Source organism: Martinezella sp. CNPSo 3795 (assembly GCF_057784475.1).
In genome coordinates this window covers 393,674-411,961 of record NZ_JBXSOQ010000004.1, presented here as the reverse complement: position 1 = coordinate 411,961, position 18,288 = coordinate 393,674, and the positions used below count along the sequence as shown (strand labels likewise).

Here is an 18,288-nt window from a genome sequence, read left to right as displayed (position 1 = left end):
CTATTTAAGGGACAGATGTAACGCTGCGGACCTTGACCCCGCATGTGAAAGGAACTGGACAATGAGCGGCATTCAGGAATTCATCGCCAACGAAGTTAAGAACAACGACGTCGTTCTCTTCATGAAAGGCACCCCCCAGTTCCCGCAGTGTGGTTTCTCCGGCCAGGTGGTCCAGATTCTCGACTATATCGGCGTCGATTATAAGGGCATCAATGTCCTAGCCGACGCTGAAATCCGTCAGGGCATCAAGGACTATTCCAACTGGCCAACCATTCCGCAGCTTTACGTAAAGGGCGAATTCATCGGCGGTTGTGACATCGTGCGCGAAATGTTCCAGGCGGGCGAATTGCAGCACCACCTTCAGGAACACGGCATCAGCGTTCGCGGCGCCGCCTGACCGGGCACCGGGCTCCCCGTCCGGTTTCCATAGTTCAATTTGATCGATAAGGCGCTGCCGCCGGGCGGCGCCCTTGACATGTTTATGGGAATAAAACCGTGACGACTTCATCCCAGGCCATGTCCCATGGGCAACTGCCCATGGGCAAACGTGAGTTCATCGCACTCGCGGCCTTCCTGATGGCGATTAACTCACTCGCAATCGACATCATGCTTCCCGCGCTGCAGCAGATCGGTTCCAGCCTCGGCGTGATGAATGAAAACCATCGGCAATATGTGGTAACAGCCTATCTGATCGGCTTCGGCTCGGCCCAGCTTATCTATGGCCCCTTGTCGGATCGCTTCGGCCGCCGCATGCCACTCTTGATCGGCATCACCATCTACGTGATTTCGGCGTTCGGCATCGCCCTCATCCCGTCTTTCGCCGGCCTGCTGGCACTCCGCTTCATTCAGGGCCTCGGCTCGGCGGCCACCCGCGTCATCACCGTCTCCATCGTCCGCGACGTCTTCGGCGGCCGCCTGATGGCCGAAGTGATGTCGCTCATCATGATGGTTTTCATGATCGTTCCGGTCATCGCGCCGGGAAGCGGCCAGATCATCCTGCTGGTCAGCACCTGGCATATGATCTTCGTCTTCATCGGCGCCATGGCAACCCTCGTCGGTCTCTGGATGTATTTCCGGCTTCCGGAGACGCTTAAGCCTGAAAATATCCGCCCCCTGACCATCAGATCGGTTGCCGCCGGCTTCAAGATCGTTCTGACGGACCGGGTAGCACTCTGTTACACCTTGGCGAGCACGTTCCTGTTCGGCGCGCTGTTCGGCTTCATCAATTCCGCCCAGCAGATCTACAACAACATCTACGGCCTTGGCATCTATACGCCGCTGGCATTCGGCGGCGTGGCGGCGTTCATGGCTCTGTCGTCTTTCGTCAACTCCCAATTCGTCGGTCGGTTTGGCATGCGCCGGCTGTCGCACACGGCCTTGCTCGGCTTTGTCGCCATCACCTTCTGTTGGCTGCTGGTGCAGCTTTACGGGCCATCACCGATGCCGTTCCCTCTGTTCATGGTCTTTTTCGCACTGGCCATGTTCCAATTCGGCTGGATCGGTTCCAACTTCAACTCTCTGGCGATGGAACCCCTCGGCCACGTCGCCGGCACGGCATCCTCCGTTCTCGGCTTTATGAGCACGGTCGGCGGCGCATCGATCGGCGCCTGCATCGGGCAGTTCTATAACGGCACGGCGACACCGATGGTCATCGGCTATTTCACCGTTTCTCTCATCGGCGTCGTCTTCGTGCTGATTGCCGAAAAGGGAAAGCTGTTCCGCCCGCACAATGCGCCGCCTCCGGCCGACCAGTCTCTCGCTTTACATTGACAGGCATATTCGAATGACAACCCCGCCTCAATCCCAGCAGCCGGCCCAGCAGCCTGCACAGTCCGGCTCCAGCCGCATCGGCCTCGGCATCGTGGAATTCATCCTCACGATCGCCCTGATGACGGCGAGCATTTCGATGGGCATCGACAGCATGCTGCCGGCACTGCCGAATATCGGCCAGTCGCTTCATGTCGCCAATCCGAATGACACCCAGCTCGTTATCGGCGTCTATTTCCTCGGTTTCGGCATCTGTCAGCTTTTCTTCGGCAGCTTGTCGGACACCTATGGCCGACGGTACATCCTGCTCGGCGGTCTGGCCTTCTATACGGTGACCCTATTTGCCGCAGCCTGGAGTGGCAGCCTGTTTGCCTTGCTGGCAATGCGTTTTGCGCAGGGCGTCGGCGCCGCGGCCGTGCGCATCACCACGCTTGCCATCGTCCGCGATTGCTTCGGCGGTCGCGAAATGGCCCGCGTGATGTCCTATATCATGATCGTCTTCATGATTATGCCGATGGTTGCGCCCTTCGTCGGCCAGATGATCGTCGCCTATTCCAACTGGCAGTGGATTTTCATTCTGCTCGGCATCGTCAGCGCCGGCCTTTTCTTGGTTGCCTTCTTCCGCATGAAGGAGACGCTGCCCGCTGAAGAGCGCCTGCCGCTCTCGGTCACCTCCGTACTGTCCGGTTTCAAGACAGTGCTGACCAACCGCATCACCTGCGGCTACATGATCGGCCTGACGCTCTACACCGGCATCATATGCGCCTACGTCGTTTCGGTGCAGCAGGTCTTCGGCGAAGTTTACGGGCTTGGAGACACGTTTCCGATCGCCTTTGCGGCAACGGCAGCCGGCACCGCCGTCGCACAGTTCGCTAATGGCTATTTCGTCCGCAGCTTCGGCATGCGCCGTATTTCCCACGCTGCCATGATCCTTTTCACCGTTTTAGGCGCCATCGGCTACATCGTCGGCATGTTCGGCCAGCCGAGCTTCACCTTCATCTATGTACTGATCTCGGTGATGCTGATGATGTTTGCAGTGATCACCACCAATTGCATGGCGATAAGCCTCGAGCCGATGGGACACCTGGCGGGTACGGCAGCCGCCATCACCAGCTCGATCTCCACGACGGTCGGCGTCCTGCTCGGCGGCATCGTCGGCCAGATGTTCGACGGCACGGCACAGCCGCTGCTTGCCGGCTTCACGGTGTTTGGCGCGCTGTCGATCGTCGCGACGCTATGGGCGGAACGCGGCAAGCTCTTCACCCATCCCGGCGATGCGCCGGCGCTGGAACCGGGCATGGGGCACGTTTGAGCGCGACGTGCCTCCCTTCCCTAGGCGCCGCTGCGCGGCCGACTGACCCAGCGCAACGCAGCGGCGATCGCAAGCCCGAAAAGCGGCCACATCGCCCAAGGTGTTCCATGCCAGGTGAAAAGGTTGATGGCAACGATCCCGACGCCAGTAATCACAAGGCTGGCAATCGCCATATCGATCTGTCTGTTGCTGCGGACGTAGCGGAACGCCGCACCCCATAGAATCGCGAGTATGGGCCATTTCGCCCAGAATTCGCCCTGCCAGGTCAGCCCATTGATGATGGCGAGAGCGACGCAGATGATGACGACGCCACCATAACTCCGCCGCCAGTCTTGCAGCAAGGGTTCCCGCATCGCCGGCTCGGGCGCCCGCGCGGGAGTGGGCTCCGGGGCGGAACGATAATCCGGCGTGGTATCTACGACCTGCACGCCGCCGATCCTCACAGCATAGCTCGGTACGCCGCCTTCGATGTTCTTGACCTCGAGCTGCCCGAGAAAATCGAAACCGACCGCCACCTTGTTGCGAACCTGATCGTAAACCGTGTTGGAAATGACAATTCCACCCGGAGCGGCGCGCGACTGCAGCCGGGCGGCAATATTGACGCCGTCGCCGTAAAGGTCATCGCCATCGGCGATCACATCGCCGAGGTTGAGCCCGATGCGGAACAGCATCTGCTTGTCGGGGTCGGCCACGGCATTGTAACCGGCAAGTTCGTTTTGCGTATCGATTGCAGCGCGCACGGCTTCGACAACACTTGGAAACTCGGCAAAGACGCCATCGCCCCAGGTATTGATGACCCGGCCGCCATGCGCTTCGATCAGCCGTTTCATCGCATCGCGGTAACGACGAAGAGTAGATAACGTCCCCTCCTCGTCCTTCCCCATAAGGCGCGTATAATCCTGCACGTCGGCGCAGAAAATGGTGGTCAGCTTGCGGCTCGTCTCGGACATCTGTCTCATCCCCGCGGCAAGCGCCGACCAAGGCTCTTGCCTGTTGAAGCAAAGATAGCCCCGCCGCAGTGACTTTCCAAGGGCCTCGCGGACTATCCTCGCGCGTGGCTCACCTTAAAGAGTGAAGACCTCGCGCCGGAGCAGCTCCCAGGTATCCTTGTCCGCCGCGACCAGCAGCCCGCCATCGAGATGATGCGGCAGATAGGGCGAGCCGTCGAAACGGCGGACATATGCGCCGGATTCGGCCGAGATCAGCGATCCCGCCAGATGATCCCAAGGCATCAGCTTGTTGTACATGAGATAGTGCACATAGCCGCCAGCGAGCGTGCGGTACTCATGCGCAGCACAGCGATAGCAGGTCGTGTAGCGCACCTTGGCAAGATTGCCCATGATTTCGGCGCGCTTTTCCTTCGGCAGGAAGCCGGTAGCCGCCATGCCGACCAGCTCTTCCAGCGGGACGGAAGGAGCAACGTTGAGACGCAGCGTCTCGCCATCCGGACGGCGTAGCCATGCGCCGCTGCCGCGCTCCGCAAGCACCCAGTCATCACCCATCGGATCGAAGATGATACCGGCAACGGTCTCGCCCTTCGACACGACCGAGGCCATGACGCCGAAAGCCGGAATGCCGGCGGCAAAATTGAACGTGCCATCGACGGGATCGACAATGATTGCGAGATCGGCATCCTGCAGCTTCTTCAGTAGCGACGGGTCGGCCGCAACCGATTCCTCGCCGATGAACAAAGCTTCGGGCCAGAGCCGGGCAACTTCTGCCTTGATCATGCGCTCAGCCCGTTCGTCGGCTTCCGTCACCAGATCCGTCGCCTCGCTCTTGGCGCGGACATCATCGCTGCCGAGCCTGCGAAAGCGCGGCAGTATCTCCGTCTGCGCCGCGCGGCGCAGCACATGAGCGAGCGTGGTAACGTCAACGAGCGATGTCATGCTTTTTCCTTTCGCGTCAGGCGCCGATGATCTCGCGGCGGATCATCCGCCAGCTTTCCTCGTCAGGCGCAGAAATGATGCCGCCGATCGTTTCGCCGGGCCTGTAGGGCGTACCATCGAATTTGGCGGTATAGCCGCCCGCCTCCTGATGCGCCAGCACGCCGGCCAGATGATCCCAGGGCATCAATTTGGAATGGCCGATGAAATGCCACTTGCCAGACGCCACCATCCAATATTCGTAAGCTGAGCAATTCACTGAGAAAGCCATGCGGGTCTTCGATAGATTGGCGCTGATCCGCGACCGGTCGGGCTCATCCATATGCCCCCAGGATATAGCGCCGGTCATAGCACTCAAAGGGGCAGGTGCGGCAACGGTGAGCCGCCTCGCCTCCCCGGTTTGCCGGCGCAGGAAAGTGCCGCCGCCCTTCATGGCAGTCACGGTGTCACCCAGCACGGGATCGTGGATAATGCTGCCGATCGTCTCGCCATTGGCAATGACGGCGACGATCGTTCCGAAGACCGGCAGTCCGGCCGCGAAATTGAAGGTGCCATCCACCGGATCGATTGTAAAAGCCAATTCCGCATGCGCCAGCGCCGGCACGACGGACTTATCCGCCTCATAGGCCTCTTCGCCAACGATCAAAGCGCTTGGAAACCGTGCCTTCAGCGCCGTGGTAATATGGCGTTCGGCCAGAAGGTCGGCCTCGGTTACAAGATCGATAGCCGAGGTTTTCTCCGATATGTCGCCGGCATCTAGATTGCGGAAGCGCGGCATGATCTCCTTTGCCGCCGCTGCGGCAACGGTCGTCATCACATAGTCGAAATCCGTATCGGAGAAGGTCATCGGAAGCCTCTGTTTTGAAAGGGCTTCCTCTTATGCCCGATTCGATGACATCGGTGTGGCAAAAGCGCCGAATTTACGCCGGATCGCTCGAAGAGCCCTGCGTCATCAACCCTGCAAAATCGAACAGCTTGGGATCGAGCAGGTGCGACGGGTTCACATGGGCCAGAGCGCGCAGCATCGTGTCCTTGCGGCCCGGCATCCGCCGCTCGATATCCGCGAGCATGTCCTTCATGGCATTGCGCTGCAGCCCGTCCTGCGAGCCGCAGAGATCGCAGGGAATGATCGGAAATTGCATGGCCGCAGCAAACTTGGCGAGATCGTCCTCTGCCGCATAGGCGAGCGGGCGCAGCAGCATGAGGTCGCCTTCGTCGTTGAGCAGCTTTGCCGGCATCGAAGCCAAGCGACCGCCATGGAAGAAGTTCATGAAGAAGGTCTCGAGAATATCCTCGCGGTGATGGCCAAGCACCAGCGCATCGCAACCTTCCTCGCGGGCGATGCGATAAAGATTGCCGCGGCGCAGGCGGGAACAGAGCGAGCAATAGGTTGCCCCCTCCGGCACCTTCTCCTTCACGATGGAATAAGTGTCGCGATATTCAATGCGATGCGCAACGCCGATCTTCGTCAGATATTCCGGCAGCACATGCTTCGGGAAATTCGGCTGGCCCTGGTCGAGATTACAGGCAATGAGCTCCACCGGCAGCAAGCCTCGCCATTTCAGATCAAGGAGCAGCGCCAGCAAACCGTAGGAATCCTTGCCGCCGGAAAGGCCAACCAGCCAGCGCTTCTGGCCCTTCAGCATCTGGAAATCTTCCATAGCCTGGCGCACCTGCCGCAACAGGCGCTTGCGAAGCTTGTTGAAAGAGACCGAACGCGGCGCCTCGAAAAACATCGGATGAACGGCAGAGCCGCCATCTTCAGCCTCGATATCGATGTCGTCTTTCACCGTGGTTGCGATATTCATTCCGTCATTCCTTGCGGCTCGCCACGCTGATAGCAGAAAGCGGAACGAGAAGACACCGTATCAATCGCCGAACACCGACCAGCCGGTGCGCACCGCCAGCATTTCCAATGCCACGGCGCCAAGCTGTGAATTGCCGACCTTGTTCAGGCCCGGCGACCAGACGGCGATCGAGCCAATGCCCGGCGCTACGGCCAGAATGCCGCCGCCGACGCCGCTCTTGCCCGGCAGGCCGACATGATAGGCAAAATCTCCAGAGCCATCATAATGGCCGCAGGTCAGCATCAGCGCATTGATACGCCGCGCCCGCTTCGGCGAAACGACGGAATGCCCGGTGATCGGATTGCTGCCGCGCGCAGCGAGATAGAGCCCCGCCTTGGCAAGCTGCTGGCAGCTCATCGACAGCGCGCATTGATGGAAATACACGCCGAGCACATGCTCGACCGGATGGTGGATATTGCCATAGGCCCGCATGAAATTGGCAAGAGCAAAATTGCGATACCCAGTCTGGGTTTCCGAACGCGCGACCTTGTCATCGATGCTGATCGTCTCATCGTCGGCCACATAGCGGACGAAGCGCAGCAGCTCGCCGATGGCCTCGCGCGGTTCGTGGCCGGCCAGCACGACATCGCTGACGGCGATGGCCCCCGCATTGACGAAGGGATTGCGGGGAATACCCTCTTCCCGCTCCAGCTGGACGATAGAGTTGAAAGCCGTGCCGGACGGTTCGCGCCCTACCCGATTCCACAAGCTCTCGCCGACCTTGCCCAGCGCCAGGGTCAGCATAAAGACCTTGGAGATACTCTGGATGGAGAAAGGAACGCCGGCATCACCGATGCTGTAGACTTTGCCGTCGATGGTGGCGATTGCCATCCCGAACTGCTTCGGGTCGACCTTTGCCAGCTCGGGAATGTAATCGGCGACCTTGCCTTCGCCGATGCGCGGCGAAAGCTCCGCATGAATGCCGTCGAGAATGGCCTGCAAATCCGTCATGAGGCGCTCCAAAGACAAAAAAGCCGCTCGAACCGAGCGGCTTTTCATTCATCAAGAAAGTTATCCGCTTATTAACGCGAATAGAATTCGACGACCAGATGCGGTTCCATGACGACGGCGTACGGTACGTCGCCGAGAGCCGGAACGCGAGCAAAGGTCGCAACCATCTTGTTGTGATCGACTTCGATGTAGTCCGGAACGTCGCGCTCAGCCAGAGCAACCGATTCGAGAACGGTTACGAGCTGCTTGGACTTTTCGCGAACTTCGATAACGTCGCCAGCCTTGCAGCGGTACGAACCGATGTTGACGCGAACGCCGTTAACGGTGACGTGGCCATGATTGACGAACTGACGGGCTGCGAAGACCGTCGGAACGAACTTGGCGCGGTAGACGATCGCGTCGAGGCGCGACTCGAGCAGACCGATCAGGTTTTCCGAGGTATCGCCCTTGCGGCGGTTGGCTTCGTCGAAGATGGCACGGAACTGCTTTTCACGCAGGTCGCCGTAGTAGCCCTTCAGCTTCTGCTTGGCGCGCAGCTGCACGCCGAAGTCCGAAAGCTTGCCCTTGCGGCGCTGACCGTGCTGGCCCGGGCCGTATTCGCGGCGGTTTACCGGGGACTTCGGACGGCCCCAGATGTTCTCGCCCATACGGCGGTCAATTTTATACTTGGACGATTCGCGCTTGCTCATCGCATTTCCTTTCAAGTGTTATGGCGGCCCGTTGCCGAACCGCGAAGGAAACACGCCCTCCTCTGAACTCCGTTTTCGAGCTCTGACAGGCCTCTCACGTTAGCGAACGGACGAGGCCACGGGACATGTCAAATGAAACACCGGACATTTCTGCCCGGCGTTGGCGCGGTCTGTAAGGGGTCGTCATGAAAATGTCAACAGCCCGCGCGGTTGCTGTTGAGAATGAAGCAACAAATGCTATATTTGATGCGTGATGACTGATGCTCGATCAAGGTGCAATGATGCGAACAACCCTTGCAATTGATGACGACGTACTTGCCGCGGCAAAGGCGATGGCAGAGCAGCAGCACCGCAGCATCGGTGATGTCATTTCCGACCTTGCTCGCCGATCGCTAAACCGCTCACAGCCGGCAAAGGAGCGGAATGGTATTCCGTTGCTCACGCCCAAGACAGGCAATCCCCCTGTTACGCTCGATCTTGTCAACAAACTTCGTGACGAGCTTCCGTGACATTTCTGTTGGACGTCAATGTTCTGATCGCTTTATTCGATCCGAGCCATGTATCGCATGATATCGCCCATGAGTGGTTTCACTCCCTAGGCGGCGACAGTTGGGCAACGTGCCCGTTAACGGAAAATGGCGTTGTCCGAATTCTCAGTCAGCCGAGCTATCCCAACTCGCCCGGTCCACCGTCGACGGCCGCGCTTCTTGTTGCCCAGCTTCGCCGTTTGCCGGGTCACCAATTCTGGGCCGACGATATCAGTCTGCTGGATGATACTCTGGTGGATTCGACACGCATTCTGACTCCTGGACAGATCACCGACACCTATCTGTTGGCATTGGCGAAATTCCATGGAGGCCAACTGGCAACGCTCGACCGGCGCCTATCGACTTCAGCCGTTAAGGACGGCAAAGCCGCACTCCATATCATCAGCAGCAACGCGTAACCCGGTAGCTATTCCGCCGCCGCCTGCTCGCCGCCCTCCAGATCGGGCGCATTGGCATCGCCCGGCGCGGTCTGCGAGCCCATGTCCGGAAAGGCGACGATACGCTTGCCCGAGAAATCCGTATGGACGACGACGCTGCCCTGTTCTTCGAAATAGCTCAGCAGTCGCCGTGCACGCCGTGCAGAATGGGTGCCGTAGGCGCGGGCGATGCGGGCGTCGGACGGGCATGGCTCGCCGCTGATGGCGGCTTTCGCTAGCATCAGGAACACGCCCTGCAAGTCATCGGTGACGCTGGAGGAGAGCGAGAGCGCGGTCGCCCATTGGTCCGTCGCCATGACCTCTTCGTCCGCACCGGAACGGACGATCGCCACGCGCCGACGGAACTCCGACAGGCTCATCGGCGCGCCGGGAACGCGGCGCATGCGCAAACGAACGAGAAACTCCTGATAGAGCACCGAATCCGTGCGGAAGCCGGAGGCCGGGTCGTCGAGGATTTCGGAGAGTACGGCGCTCACTCTCGCCTCGCGATCCTCGCTCGATAGTTCCGGCTGGCTGACCTTCGGCTCAGAAGATGCCGGGCTTGCCGCCGGCGCGGAGCGGGAAAGCTCTGCCAGAATATCGGTCGTCGGGCGTGGCGCGGGCGTGGCACGGCGGACAACGGGCCGTGTGAACTCTTCCGGATCCGGCGTGAAGATCAGATCTTCGACATCCTGCGGTGCATCCGGCAGCGGCATCAGCTTGGGGCTGGACGAGCGCGCCGAGGTTTCCACCGTGCCGATAGTGATCGGCAGCGGCCGGCGCGAGAGTGCCGGCCCGAGGGCTACGAAATTGCCGCGCTTCAGGTCGCGGAACATTTCCGCCTGCCTGCGATCCATGCCGAGAAGGTCGGCCGCGCGAGCCATGTCGATATCGAGGAAAGTACGGCCCATCAGGAAGTTGGAGGCTTCCGCTGCAACGTTCTTGGCAAGCTTCGCAAGCCGCTGCGTCGCGATGACGCCGGCAAGGCCGCGCTTTCGGCCGCGGCACATCAGATTGGTCATGGCGCCGAGCGACATCTTGCGCGCATCTTCCGAAACATCGCCGCCGACCGAAGGCGCAAACATCTGCGCCTCGTCGACCACAACAAGCACCGGATACCAGAATTCGCGATCGGCATCGAACATGCCATTCAGGAAGGCTGCGGCAGCGCGCATCTGCTGCTCGATATCGAGCCCCTCCAGTGTCAGCACGCAGGAAACGCGATGCTGGCGGATACGGTTGGCGATACCGGCAAGCTCGGCTTCCGTACGCTCGCCGTCGACGACCACATGACCAAACTTGTCGGCCAGCGTTACGAAATCGCCTTCGGGATCGATGATGACCTGCTGCACCCATTGCGCCGACTGTTCCAGCAGCCGCCGCAGGAGGTGCGATTTTCCGGAGCCGGAATTGCCCTGCACCAGGAGACGCGTCGCCAGCAGCTCCTCGATATCGAGCTGGGCGCTGGTCCCGCCGGACGCCGTTCCCATGTCGATGCCGACTTGCAATGCACTTCCCCTATGAGCAAGAATCAAATGTGGATGCATCCCATCTTTCTGAAAGGACGCGCCTCCGTCTAGCAAAGATTTCCAAGCTTCGCGCCCGTGGATTGAAAAAACCCACAGGCGATTGCGAGACCTACCTGAAGCGCAGGTTCGCGCGCGAAAGCTGGCTGACCGACGTGCAGCCCATCAGCTTCATGTCGCGCTCGACTTCCGTGCGCAGATGCCTGAGCGCCCGCTCCACGCCCGCCTGACCGGCAGCGGCCAGCGGATAGAGATAGAAGCGGCCGAGGCCAACGGCCTTGGCGCCGAGCGACAGAGCCTTCAGCACATGCGTGCCGCGCTGCACGCCGCCATCCATCATCACATCGATGCGATGGCCGACGGCATCGACGATCTCCGCCAGCTGGTCGAATGCCGAGCGCGAGCCATCCAGCTGCCGGCCGCCATGGTTCGACAGCACGATGCCGGTACATCCGATATCGACCGCACGCTTGGCGTCCTCGACCGACATGATGCCCTTCAGGCAGAACTGTCCGTTCCAATGCGTCACCATCTCAGCGACGTCGTTCCAGTTCATCGACGGATCGAGCATCTCGGTGAAATACTTGCCGATAGACATGGCGCCGCCGCTCATATCGACATGCTCGTCCAGCTGAGGCAGGCGGAATTTCTCATGGGTCACGTAGTTCAGCGCCCAAGCGGGCTTGATGGCGAATTGGGTGATCCCGGCCAGATTGAGCTTAAAAGGAATGGAAAACCCAGTGCGAAGATCGCGCTCGCGATTGCCGCCGGTAATGCTGTCGACAGTCAGCATCATGACGTTGACGCCAGCTTCCTTCGCCCGCTCCATCATTGCCCGATTCAGGCCGCGATCCCTGTGGAAATAGAATTGGTAGACCTGCGGTCCCTGATGCTTCTTGCGGATTTCCTCAAGACTGACGGTGCCGAGCGAGGAGACGCCGAACATGGTGCCGAGCGAAGAGGCGGCAGCTGCAACCGCATTCTCGCCCTGATGATGGAAGAGCCGCTGCAGCGCCGTCGGCGAGCAATAGAAGGGCGTCGCAAGCTTTTGTCCCATAACGGTGACAGACATGTCGATCTCGCTGACCCCGCGGAGAACGTTGGGCACGAGATCGCAGCTTTCGAAGCTCGTCGTGTTCCGCCGGAGCGTCACTTCGTCGTCGGCAGCACCATCGATATAGTTGAAGATCGGACCGGGAAGACGCTTCTTCGCGAGAAGGCGAAAATCATGGAAGTTATGGCACTCACGCAGACGCATAGCTTGCCCCGACAACACTGCAATCAATCTCAAAAGACATCAAATATCGCCCTCCCAATATTCCGCCACTCAGCCCAATCCTGCATTACAACCGGTGCAAGCGTGCCTCCCACTTGTAAAGCACATCCGGCTCCTTTTCCTCATTGCCTGCCCCATCCGACTCGTCAACCACGAAGAAGCCGTGCTTCTCGTAAAAGCGGCGCGCCGGCTCATTTCTCTGGAACGTCCAGAGCGAGAGCTGCGGATAGGCCGACTTGGCGATATCGAGAAGCCGGCTGCCGATGCCGCGCCCTTGCGCCTCAGGCAACACGTAGAGTTGGTCGATCCAATCCTCGAGAAAGGCGATGACGCCGACGAGACGACCGCCCTCTTCCGCACCCCAGATTTGGCAATCTTTGAAAACGACGGCACTCCAGAAGCCAACATCTTCTTCGGGCGTATGAAGCCCGGCAAGCGTCGGCAGCCTTTCGTTGAAGGAAGCGCGGTGAACGGCGGCAGCCGCCGGCATATCCGCGAGATTGAGTTTACGCAACGAGACCTTGTCTTTCATGATCAAGCCTTGAGCCCAAAGCCCTGCATCAGCCGGCGCGTGGGGAAATCCGGTGCCCCGGAGGTAAACACCGCAAAGTCGAGATTATCGGGATGGACGGCATCGGCCACCTGCGGCACCAGGCTGCGTGCGCGCCTTGCGATCGCTTCGGCAGGATCGAGCCAATCGACCGGCCAGGGCGCAAGGCGACGGAAAATATTCGCCATGAAAGGGTAATGCGTGCAGGCAAGCACCACGATATCGGTCTTGCGGCCATCCATCTCGACGAAGCACTGATCGATCTCGGTCATGACGGCCTCGTCTGTAATTGCATCACCGCGAATATAGCTCTCCGCCAGACGTGCCAGATTTTCCGATCCGACAAGCCGGACATGACATTGCGTGGCGAAAGACTGGATCAGGTCGCGTGTATAGGCGCGCTTCACAGTGCCTGGTGTCGCCAGCACCGAAACGAGGCCTGAACGTGTGCGCTCCGCAGCTGGCTTGATCGCTGGCACGGTACCGACGAAGGTCATCTGCGGAAAGGCGGCACGAAGAGCGGCTCCGGCCAGCGTGAACGCCGTGTTGCAGGCGATGATGCAGACTTCCGGATCATATTGCACGAGCAGCTGTGCGAAGAGATCGACGATGCGCTCCTTCAGCGCCGCTTCTTCCCAACTGCCATAGGGAAATGCGGCATCGTCGGCGATATAGATGAAACCCCGCTCCGGCATCAGCACGCGTGCTTCGCGCAACACCGTCAAACCGCCGATCCCTGAATCGAAAACGAGTATTGGTTTCAGCTCATTCGCCGCTGCTGTCATCGCTTGGAGCTTCCTTCGGTGCTTTCGAGGATCGGGGATGCGAGCCACTGCCGCGCGGGGACTTCCGCGAGAAGCGGTCGAGAGACGAGATCACCCCGCGCAAGACGCTGATTTCCTGTTCCGTGAAGGCCCGGCGCGAGAGGACGGCGCGGAGATTGTCCACCATTTTCGGCTTTTTCCCGGCAGGATGGAAATAATTGCGCGCATCCAGCGCTTCTTCGAGCTGGTCGAACAGACCGAAAAGCTGCTCCTTCGTCGAAGGCCGCTGCTCGATAGCCTGGAAAGGCACATCGCCGAGATCCTCCATGCCCGATTTCATCCATTCATAGGACATCAACAGCACGGCCTGCGCGATGTTCAAAGAAGCGAAGGCGGGATTGACGGGAAAGGTCACGATCTCGTCGGCCAGCGCCACTTCCTCGTTCGTCAGGCCCCAGCGCTCCCTGCCGAAGAGAATGCCCGTACCCTCGCCCGCCTTGAATTTGGTACGGAGCGTTTCGGCGGCAATGACAGGCGAACGCACCGGCTTGTATCCGTCCCGCTCCCGCGCGGTTGTCGCATAGACGAAATTGAGATCAGCGATCGCCTGCTCCAGCGTCTCATAGACCTTTGTCGCCTCGATAATATGATCCGCCTTGGAGGCCGTCGCCTGTGCCCTCTCGTTCGGCCACCCGTCGCGAGGATTGACGAGGCGCAACTCGGCAAGGCCGAAATTCGCCATGGCGCGCGCCACCATACCGATATTTTCGCCCATCTGCGGCTCGACCAGAATAATGGCCGGCCCTTCGGCCAGAAGTTGACGCTCGCTGTTCGTGCCTGCCATGATGCCTAAATCTCCGCGCGCGAAACCAATCGCGCTAATTCGAGCATGATGCCGAAAAGTGTCAGCGGTTTTCGGGCGACATCATGCTCAATGTCCTGATTCCGGTGTCGCAATAGCGAGACGCCAGCCGATCGGCAAGGTTTTTGCGCTTGAATGGCAGAACGAATCCCGCCCGATTATTCCGGATTGACGGGCTTCTTCTGATCCGACGGCTGCTGCGTCTGGTCTGCCGGCTGTTGCTGCTGCTGTTTGACAAGATCCACCATCACGCTCTTGAGCGAGCTCGGATTGCCGTTGTCGTCGTTGGTGACAATATCGTCCACCACGGGCCTGCCACCCTCTTCGATGACCTCGAAACGAACCGTGGTCACCTTCTGATAATCGGCGTCGGAGCCCATACAGGTCGATTTCTTGAAGGTCGCCAGCACCTCCGTCACATTGTTCTTCGGCGGCTGCGCGGCAATCTTCACGTCCTCCAGCGGGCACGCATCCTGCGCATTGACGATGACATCGTAGTCGAATGGCGAGATACCATCCTCGTCGGCGGCGGGAAATTGCGCCGCCGCCTGGTATTTCGCTCCAAAATCCTTGCTATAGATATCCTTGAGTTTGTCCTCGCCGAAAATATCCTGCCAATCGCTGTCGCCGCCCGCCCAGTTGGAGACGGTCGCGTCCATGATGGCCTTGACCGGCGTCGTCGCATCGGCCGCAAGCGCCATATGCGCGCCAAGCGAGAACTGAAAAAGCGTCAAGGCGAGTGCGGAGGCGGCAAATTTCTGCATGATTTGATTCCGTGGCAGCAGGCAAAACATGCGCGACATTAGACCCATGGATCGCTTTGGCAATGGCCGGACTGCAAAAAGCGGGTGATGTCACGAATGATCAAAAACGCGATGCCGAAGGCTCTATCGGCTTTGCGTTCCGCACTTGCGGTGCTATAGCCCTCGGGACTTCATATTACCCACAGGACCATCGGGTCCCATCAGCTTAAACGAGGCAGAAGCATGAAGAAGATCAAGGTCGCAAATCCCGTTGCCGATCTCGATGGCGACGAAATGACTCGCATCATCTGGCAGCTCATCAAAGAAAAACTGATCTTCCCCTACCTCGACATCGATATCGACTACTATGACCTCTCGGTCGAAAACCGCGACGCCACCAACGACCAGGTGACCGTTGACGCCGCCAACGCCATCAAGAAGTACGGCGTCGGCATCAAGTGCGCCACGATCACGCCGGACGAAGCCCGCGTGAAGGAATTCAACCTCAAGGAAATGTGGAAGAGCCCGAACGGCACGATCCGCAACATTCTCGGCGGCGTCATCTTCCGCGAGCCGATCATCTGCAAGAACGTTCCGCGCCTGGTTCCGGGCTGGACGCAGCCGATCGTCGTTGGCCGTCACGCTTTCGGCGACCAGTACCGCGCCACCGACTTCAAGTTCCCCGGCAAGGGCAAGCTGACCATCAAGTTCGTTGGCGAAGACGGCACGATCATCGAGAAGGAAGTCTTCAACGCTCCGGGCGCCGGCGTTGCCATGGCCATGTACAACCTCGACGAGTCGATCCGCGAATTCGCCCGCGCCTCGATGATGTACGGCCTGATGCGCAAGTGGCCGGTCTACCTCTCGACCAAGAACACTATTCTCAAGGCCTATGACGGCCGCTTCAAGGACATCTTCGAAGAAGTCTACCAGAACGAGTTCAAGGCTCAGTTCGATGAAGCCGGCATCACCTACGAACACCGCCTGATCGACGACATGGTTGCCTCCGCCCTGAAATGGTCCGGCGGCTATGTCTGGGCCTGCAAGAACTATGACGGCGACGTCCAGTCCGACACCGTTGCCCAGGGCTTCGGCTCGCTTGGCCTGATGACCTCCGTTCTGCTCACGCCGGACGGCAAGACGGTTGAAGCCGAAGCCGCACACGGCACGGTGACACGTCACTACCGCCAGCACCAGAAGGGTCAGGAAACCTCGACGAACTCGATCGCCTCGATCTTCGCCTGGACCCGCGGCCTCGCTCATCGCGCCAAGCTCGACGATAATGCCGAACTCGCGAAGTTCGCTTCCACGCTCGAAAAGGTTTGCGTCGACACGGTTGAAGCCGGCTACATGACCAAGGACCTGGCGCTGCTGATCGGTCCCGATCAGCCTTGGCTTTCGACCACCGCTTTCCTCGACAAGATCGACGAAAACCTCAAGAAGGCCATGGCTGCCTAAGCCTTGCCGGCATAAGCAGATACGGGAACCCGGCCTCAGAGAGCCGGGTTTTCTTTTGCCCGGAATCTTGCCGCCGGGGCTAAGCAGTGGCAAGAATGCGCGCAACAAAAAGGAGAGGCAGATGGCTGAGGAACTCGTTTTCTATACCAACCCGATGTCGCGCGGACGCATCGCCCGCTGGATGCTCGAGGAGATCGGCCAGCCCTATCGCACCGAATATCTCGACTTTGGCACGACGATGAAGGCCCCTGAATATCTGGCCGTAAACCCCATGGGAAAGGTTCCCGCCATCAAGCATGGCGATACGGTCGTCACCGAGGGTGCGGCCATCTGTGCCTATCTGGCGGAAACCTTCCCGCAGGCAGGTCTTGCCCCGACAGCAGCCGAGCGCGGCCGCTACTTCCGCTGGATGTTCTTTGCCGCCGGCCCGATGGAGATGGCGGTGACCAACCGCGCCCTCGGCTTTGAAGTTCCGACGGAACGCCTGCGCATGGCCGGCTGCGGCAGTCTGGACCATGTTTTCGATACATTGGAACAGGCGGTCACAGCCTCGCCCTTCATAGCAGGCGACCGCTTTACGGCCGCCGACGTCTATGTCGGTTCGCATGTCGGCTGGGGTCTCAATTTCGGCACCATTGAGAAGCGCCAAGCCTTCATCGATTATTGGGCCAGGGTCAGCGATCGCGACGCCTACCGCCGAGGCAACGATATCGACAATGCTGCTATGCCGAAGCCGGCCAATGCCTGACAATACGAGGCATTAAGAGGAAATCTTCGATCGAAGTCATATGCCTCTATTGCAGCGGCATATAGATATCGGTCAAAAGCTCCGTCGGCGGCACGTCGCGCGGATTGTTGATATATTCCTCGAACATGACGGTATCGCGCAACTGCCGACCCGAGGCTGGCAGCCATTGTGCATAGAGCCACTGATATGCCCTATGCATGTTTGCGTAAGGCCCTTTGTGGCGCAGCACGGCATATTCGCCACCATCGAGAGAGCGGCGCTCCAGCGGCGCCTCGACTGTTACGCTTTCACCGGCGGTGACACAGGCGTACGACCGCAGCTTCTCTGCCTCCACGGCATCGGGATCATCGAGATAGATGCCGACCATGCGCATGTCAGGCGCGGCAAGGCCGCGAGCAAAGATGGTGCCGAAGAGTGTTTCGAATGCCTGACCGATCTGCATATAGGAGCCGCGATGGGCGACACCGATCAGTGACATCCGGGAAATCGTGCGAAGCGTAACGTCGAACATAACCGTGATCCTTCCTTGGGTACTGGGTTCGAAGATCGTATGGCTTCCCTCATTCCGATATCGCGCCGGCGGCATGCCGTAGACGGATCTGAAGATGCGGTTGAACGATTGGAGGTTGGGATAGCCCGACCGCTTTGCAATGTCGCTGACGGATAGACGGGTGTTGACGAGATCGCCGGCGGCGCGATGCAGCCGCAGCCGCTTGACGGTCGCTGCTGCCGTCTCGCCATAGATCGCCCGATAGATCCTGTGCCAGTGATAGCTGGACATGCAGGCGATCTCGGCGAGCTTTTCCATATCGAGCTCATCATCCAGATGCTCATGGATATAGGCCGAAACCCGCCGCAGCCGGGTCTCGTAAAGCGTCCACGCCGTGCCGCCACTCATATTAAACCTCTTGCAAATTCGATCGGCCCGACAAGAGCATAACCCGA

General features: G+C 59.6%; 20 protein-coding genes. 7 read left to right on the top strand and 13 right to left on the bottom strand.

Going from position 1 to position 18,288, the window contains the following annotated elements; genetic code table 11:
• Positions 1-61: 61 nt before the first annotated feature.
• The 3 genes from grxD to AC13QY_RS15300 all read left to right on the top strand — a co-directional run bounded on the left by grxD (position 62) and on the right by AC13QY_RS15300 (position 3,079).
• Complete coding sequence (gene grxD, locus AC13QY_RS15310; RefSeq protein ID WP_113332586.1) at positions 62-397, top strand: Grx4 family monothiol glutaredoxin; 336 nt, start codon at positions 62-64, stop codon at positions 395-397.
• 140 nt (positions 398-537) lie between these two features.
• Complete coding sequence (locus tag AC13QY_RS15305) at positions 538-1,770, top strand: multidrug effflux MFS transporter (protein ID WP_113355518.1); 1,233 nt, start codon at positions 538-540, stop codon at positions 1,768-1,770.
• A gap of 13 nt (positions 1,771-1,783) precedes the next feature.
• Positions 1,784-3,079 (top strand): multidrug effflux MFS transporter, encoded by a 1,296-nt coding sequence (locus AC13QY_RS15300; RefSeq protein ID WP_113355602.1) that lies wholly within the window; start codon positions 1,784-1,786, stop codon positions 3,077-3,079.
• A gap of 20 nt (positions 3,080-3,099) precedes the next feature.
• Here AC13QY_RS15300 and AC13QY_RS15295 read toward each other — a convergent pair whose 3' ends face one another.
• The 6 genes from AC13QY_RS15295 to rpsD all read right to left on the bottom strand — a co-directional run bounded on the left by AC13QY_RS15295 (position 3,100) and on the right by rpsD (position 8,452).
• Positions 3,100-4,029 carry an adenylate/guanylate cyclase domain-containing protein gene (locus AC13QY_RS15295; protein ID WP_113355517.1) on the bottom strand — a complete coding sequence of 310 codons (930 nt, stop codon included), beginning with the start codon at positions 4,027-4,029 and terminating at the stop codon, positions 3,100-3,102.
• A 114-nt stretch (positions 4,030-4,143) separates the two neighbouring features.
• Positions 4,144-4,968 (bottom strand): inositol monophosphatase family protein, encoded by an 825-nt coding sequence (locus AC13QY_RS15290; RefSeq protein WP_113332590.1) that lies wholly within the window; start codon positions 4,966-4,968, stop codon positions 4,144-4,146.
• A gap of 16 nt (positions 4,969-4,984) precedes the next feature.
• Entirely contained in the window at positions 4,985-5,812 is an 828-nt protein-coding gene (locus AC13QY_RS15285) for an inositol monophosphatase family protein (RefSeq protein ID WP_113355516.1), read from the bottom strand.
• Between the two features lie 73 nt (positions 5,813-5,885).
• Complete coding sequence (gene ttcA, locus AC13QY_RS15280; protein WP_113355514.1) at positions 5,886-6,773, bottom strand: tRNA 2-thiocytidine(32) synthetase TtcA; 888 nt, start codon at positions 6,771-6,773, stop codon at positions 5,886-5,888.
• A 60-nt stretch (positions 6,774-6,833) separates the two neighbouring features.
• A complete protein-coding gene (locus AC13QY_RS15275; protein WP_113355512.1) occupies positions 6,834-7,763 on the bottom strand; it encodes a glutaminase in 930 nt (309 codons plus the stop codon).
• A 71-nt stretch (positions 7,764-7,834) separates the two neighbouring features.
• Positions 7,835-8,452 carry a 30S ribosomal protein S4 gene (gene rpsD, locus AC13QY_RS15270; protein WP_069613020.1) on the bottom strand — a complete coding sequence of 206 codons (618 nt, stop codon included), beginning with the start codon at positions 8,450-8,452 and terminating at the stop codon, positions 7,835-7,837.
• 281 nt (positions 8,453-8,733) lie between these two features.
• On the opposite strand from rpsD, the gene AC13QY_RS15265 reads away from it, so the two are divergent.
• Together AC13QY_RS15265 and AC13QY_RS15260 are read left to right on the top strand one after the other, a co-directional pair.
• Positions 8,734-8,961 carry a CopG family transcriptional regulator gene (locus AC13QY_RS15265; RefSeq protein WP_069613201.1) on the top strand — a complete coding sequence of 76 codons (228 nt, stop codon included), beginning with the start codon at positions 8,734-8,736 and terminating at the stop codon, positions 8,959-8,961.
• On the top strand, positions 8,958-9,398 hold the full coding sequence (locus tag AC13QY_RS15260; RefSeq protein WP_113355510.1) for a TA system VapC family ribonuclease toxin: 441 nt from the start codon (positions 8,958-8,960) through the stop codon (positions 9,396-9,398). Before AC13QY_RS15265 ends, AC13QY_RS15260 begins: the two co-directional genes overlap by 4 nt.
• Before the next feature lie 8 nt (positions 9,399-9,406).
• On the opposite strand, the gene AC13QY_RS15255 is transcribed toward AC13QY_RS15260, so the two are convergent.
• From AC13QY_RS15255 to AC13QY_RS15230, 6 genes are all read right to left on the bottom strand, one after another.
• Complete coding sequence (locus tag AC13QY_RS15255; protein ID WP_113396151.1) at positions 9,407-10,924, bottom strand: ATP-binding protein; 1,518 nt, start codon at positions 10,922-10,924, stop codon at positions 9,407-9,409.
• A 130-nt stretch (positions 10,925-11,054) separates the two neighbouring features.
• Complete coding sequence (locus tag AC13QY_RS15250) at positions 11,055-12,200, bottom strand: alpha-hydroxy acid oxidase (RefSeq protein ID WP_113355505.1); 1,146 nt, start codon at positions 12,198-12,200, stop codon at positions 11,055-11,057.
• Positions 12,201-12,285: 85 nt separating this feature from the next.
• Positions 12,286-12,750 (bottom strand): GNAT family N-acetyltransferase, encoded by a 465-nt coding sequence (locus tag AC13QY_RS15245; protein ID WP_113355503.1) that lies wholly within the window; start codon positions 12,748-12,750, stop codon positions 12,286-12,288.
• A 2-nt stretch (positions 12,751-12,752) separates the two neighbouring features.
• Positions 12,753-13,553 (bottom strand): glutamate racemase, encoded by an 801-nt coding sequence (gene murI / locus AC13QY_RS15240; protein WP_113355500.1) that lies wholly within the window; start codon positions 13,551-13,553, stop codon positions 12,753-12,755.
• The gene (locus AC13QY_RS15235; RefSeq protein WP_113332597.1) at positions 13,534-14,376 is read right to left on the bottom strand and encodes an RNA methyltransferase; all 843 of its coding nucleotides are present in this window, start codon (positions 14,374-14,376) and stop codon (positions 13,534-13,536) included. Before AC13QY_RS15235 ends, murI begins: the two co-directional genes overlap by 20 nt.
• Before the next feature lie 176 nt (positions 14,377-14,552).
• Positions 14,553-15,158, bottom strand: a complete 606-nt coding sequence (locus AC13QY_RS15230; protein ID WP_488493641.1) for a hypothetical protein — start codon at positions 15,156-15,158, stop codon at positions 14,553-14,555.
• Positions 15,159-15,380: 222 nt separating this feature from the next.
• Here AC13QY_RS15230 and AC13QY_RS15225 point away from each other — a divergent pair, with 222 nt between their 5' ends.
• Positions 15,381-16,595, top strand: a complete 1,215-nt coding sequence (locus tag AC13QY_RS15225; RefSeq protein ID WP_113332598.1) for an NADP-dependent isocitrate dehydrogenase — start codon at positions 15,381-15,383, stop codon at positions 16,593-16,595.
• A gap of 121 nt (positions 16,596-16,716) precedes the next feature.
• Positions 16,717-17,343 (top strand): glutathione S-transferase family protein, encoded by a 627-nt coding sequence (locus AC13QY_RS15220; RefSeq protein WP_488493640.1) that lies wholly within the window; start codon positions 16,717-16,719, stop codon positions 17,341-17,343.
• Positions 17,344-17,389: 46 nt separating this feature from the next.
• Here the strand turns inward: AC13QY_RS15220 and AC13QY_RS15215 are convergent, their stop codons facing one another.
• Positions 17,390-18,241, bottom strand: coding sequence for an AraC family transcriptional regulator (locus AC13QY_RS15215; RefSeq protein WP_113332600.1), 852 nt, complete (start codon positions 18,239-18,241; stop codon positions 17,390-17,392).
• Between the last annotated feature and the right edge of the window lie 47 nt (positions 18,242-18,288).

What these genes read in the sequence shown, in the direction of transcription:
- grxD (WP_113332586.1), top strand. Translation starts at nt 62, where the DNA reads ATGAGCGGCATTCAGGAATTCATCGCCAACGAAGTTAAGAACAACGAC.
- AC13QY_RS15305 (WP_113355518.1), top strand. Translation starts at nt 538, where the DNA reads ATGGGCAAACGTGAGTTCATCGCACTCGCGGCCTTCCTGATGGCGATT.
- AC13QY_RS15300 (WP_113355602.1), top strand. Translation starts at nt 1,784, where the DNA reads ATGACAACCCCGCCTCAATCCCAGCAGCCGGCCCAGCAGCCTGCACAG.
- AC13QY_RS15295 (WP_113355517.1), bottom strand. Translation starts at nt 4,029, where the DNA reads ATGTCCGAGACGAGCCGCAAGCTGACCACCATTTTCTGCGCCGACGTG.
- AC13QY_RS15290 (WP_113332590.1), bottom strand. Translation starts at nt 4,968, where the DNA reads ATGACATCGCTCGTTGACGTTACCACGCTCGCTCATGTGCTGCGCCGC.
- AC13QY_RS15285 (WP_113355516.1), bottom strand. Translation starts at nt 5,812, where the DNA reads ATGACCTTCTCCGATACGGATTTCGACTATGTGATGACGACCGTTGCC.
- ttcA (WP_113355514.1), bottom strand. Translation starts at nt 6,773, where the DNA reads ATGAATATCGCAACCACGGTGAAAGACGACATCGATATCGAGGCTGAA.
- AC13QY_RS15275 (WP_113355512.1), bottom strand. Translation starts at nt 7,763, where the DNA reads ATGACGGATTTGCAGGCCATTCTCGACGGCATTCATGCGGAGCTTTCG.
- rpsD (WP_069613020.1), bottom strand. Translation starts at nt 8,452, where the DNA reads ATGAGCAAGCGCGAATCGTCCAAGTATAAAATTGACCGCCGTATGGGC.
- AC13QY_RS15265 (WP_069613201.1), top strand. Translation starts at nt 8,734, where the DNA reads ATGCGAACAACCCTTGCAATTGATGACGACGTACTTGCCGCGGCAAAG.
- AC13QY_RS15250 (WP_113355505.1), bottom strand. Translation starts at nt 12,200, where the DNA reads ATGCGTCTGCGTGAGTGCCATAACTTCCATGATTTTCGCCTTCTCGCG.
- AC13QY_RS15245 (WP_113355503.1), bottom strand. Translation starts at nt 12,750, where the DNA reads ATGAAAGACAAGGTCTCGTTGCGTAAACTCAATCTCGCGGATATGCCG.
- murI (WP_113355500.1), bottom strand. Translation starts at nt 13,553, where the DNA reads ATGACAGCAGCGGCGAATGAGCTGAAACCAATACTCGTTTTCGATTCA.
- AC13QY_RS15235 (WP_113332597.1), bottom strand. Translation starts at nt 14,376, where the DNA reads ATGGCAGGCACGAACAGCGAGCGTCAACTTCTGGCCGAAGGGCCGGCC.
- AC13QY_RS15230 (WP_488493641.1), bottom strand. Translation starts at nt 15,158, where the DNA reads ATGCAGAAATTTGCCGCCTCCGCACTCGCCTTGACGCTTTTTCAGTTC.
- AC13QY_RS15225 (WP_113332598.1), top strand. Translation starts at nt 15,381, where the DNA reads ATGAAGAAGATCAAGGTCGCAAATCCCGTTGCCGATCTCGATGGCGAC.
- AC13QY_RS15220 (WP_488493640.1), top strand. Translation starts at nt 16,717, where the DNA reads ATGGCTGAGGAACTCGTTTTCTATACCAACCCGATGTCGCGCGGACGC.
- AC13QY_RS15215 (WP_113332600.1), bottom strand. Translation starts at nt 18,241, where the DNA reads ATGAGTGGCGGCACGGCGTGGACGCTTTACGAGACCCGGCTGCGGCGG.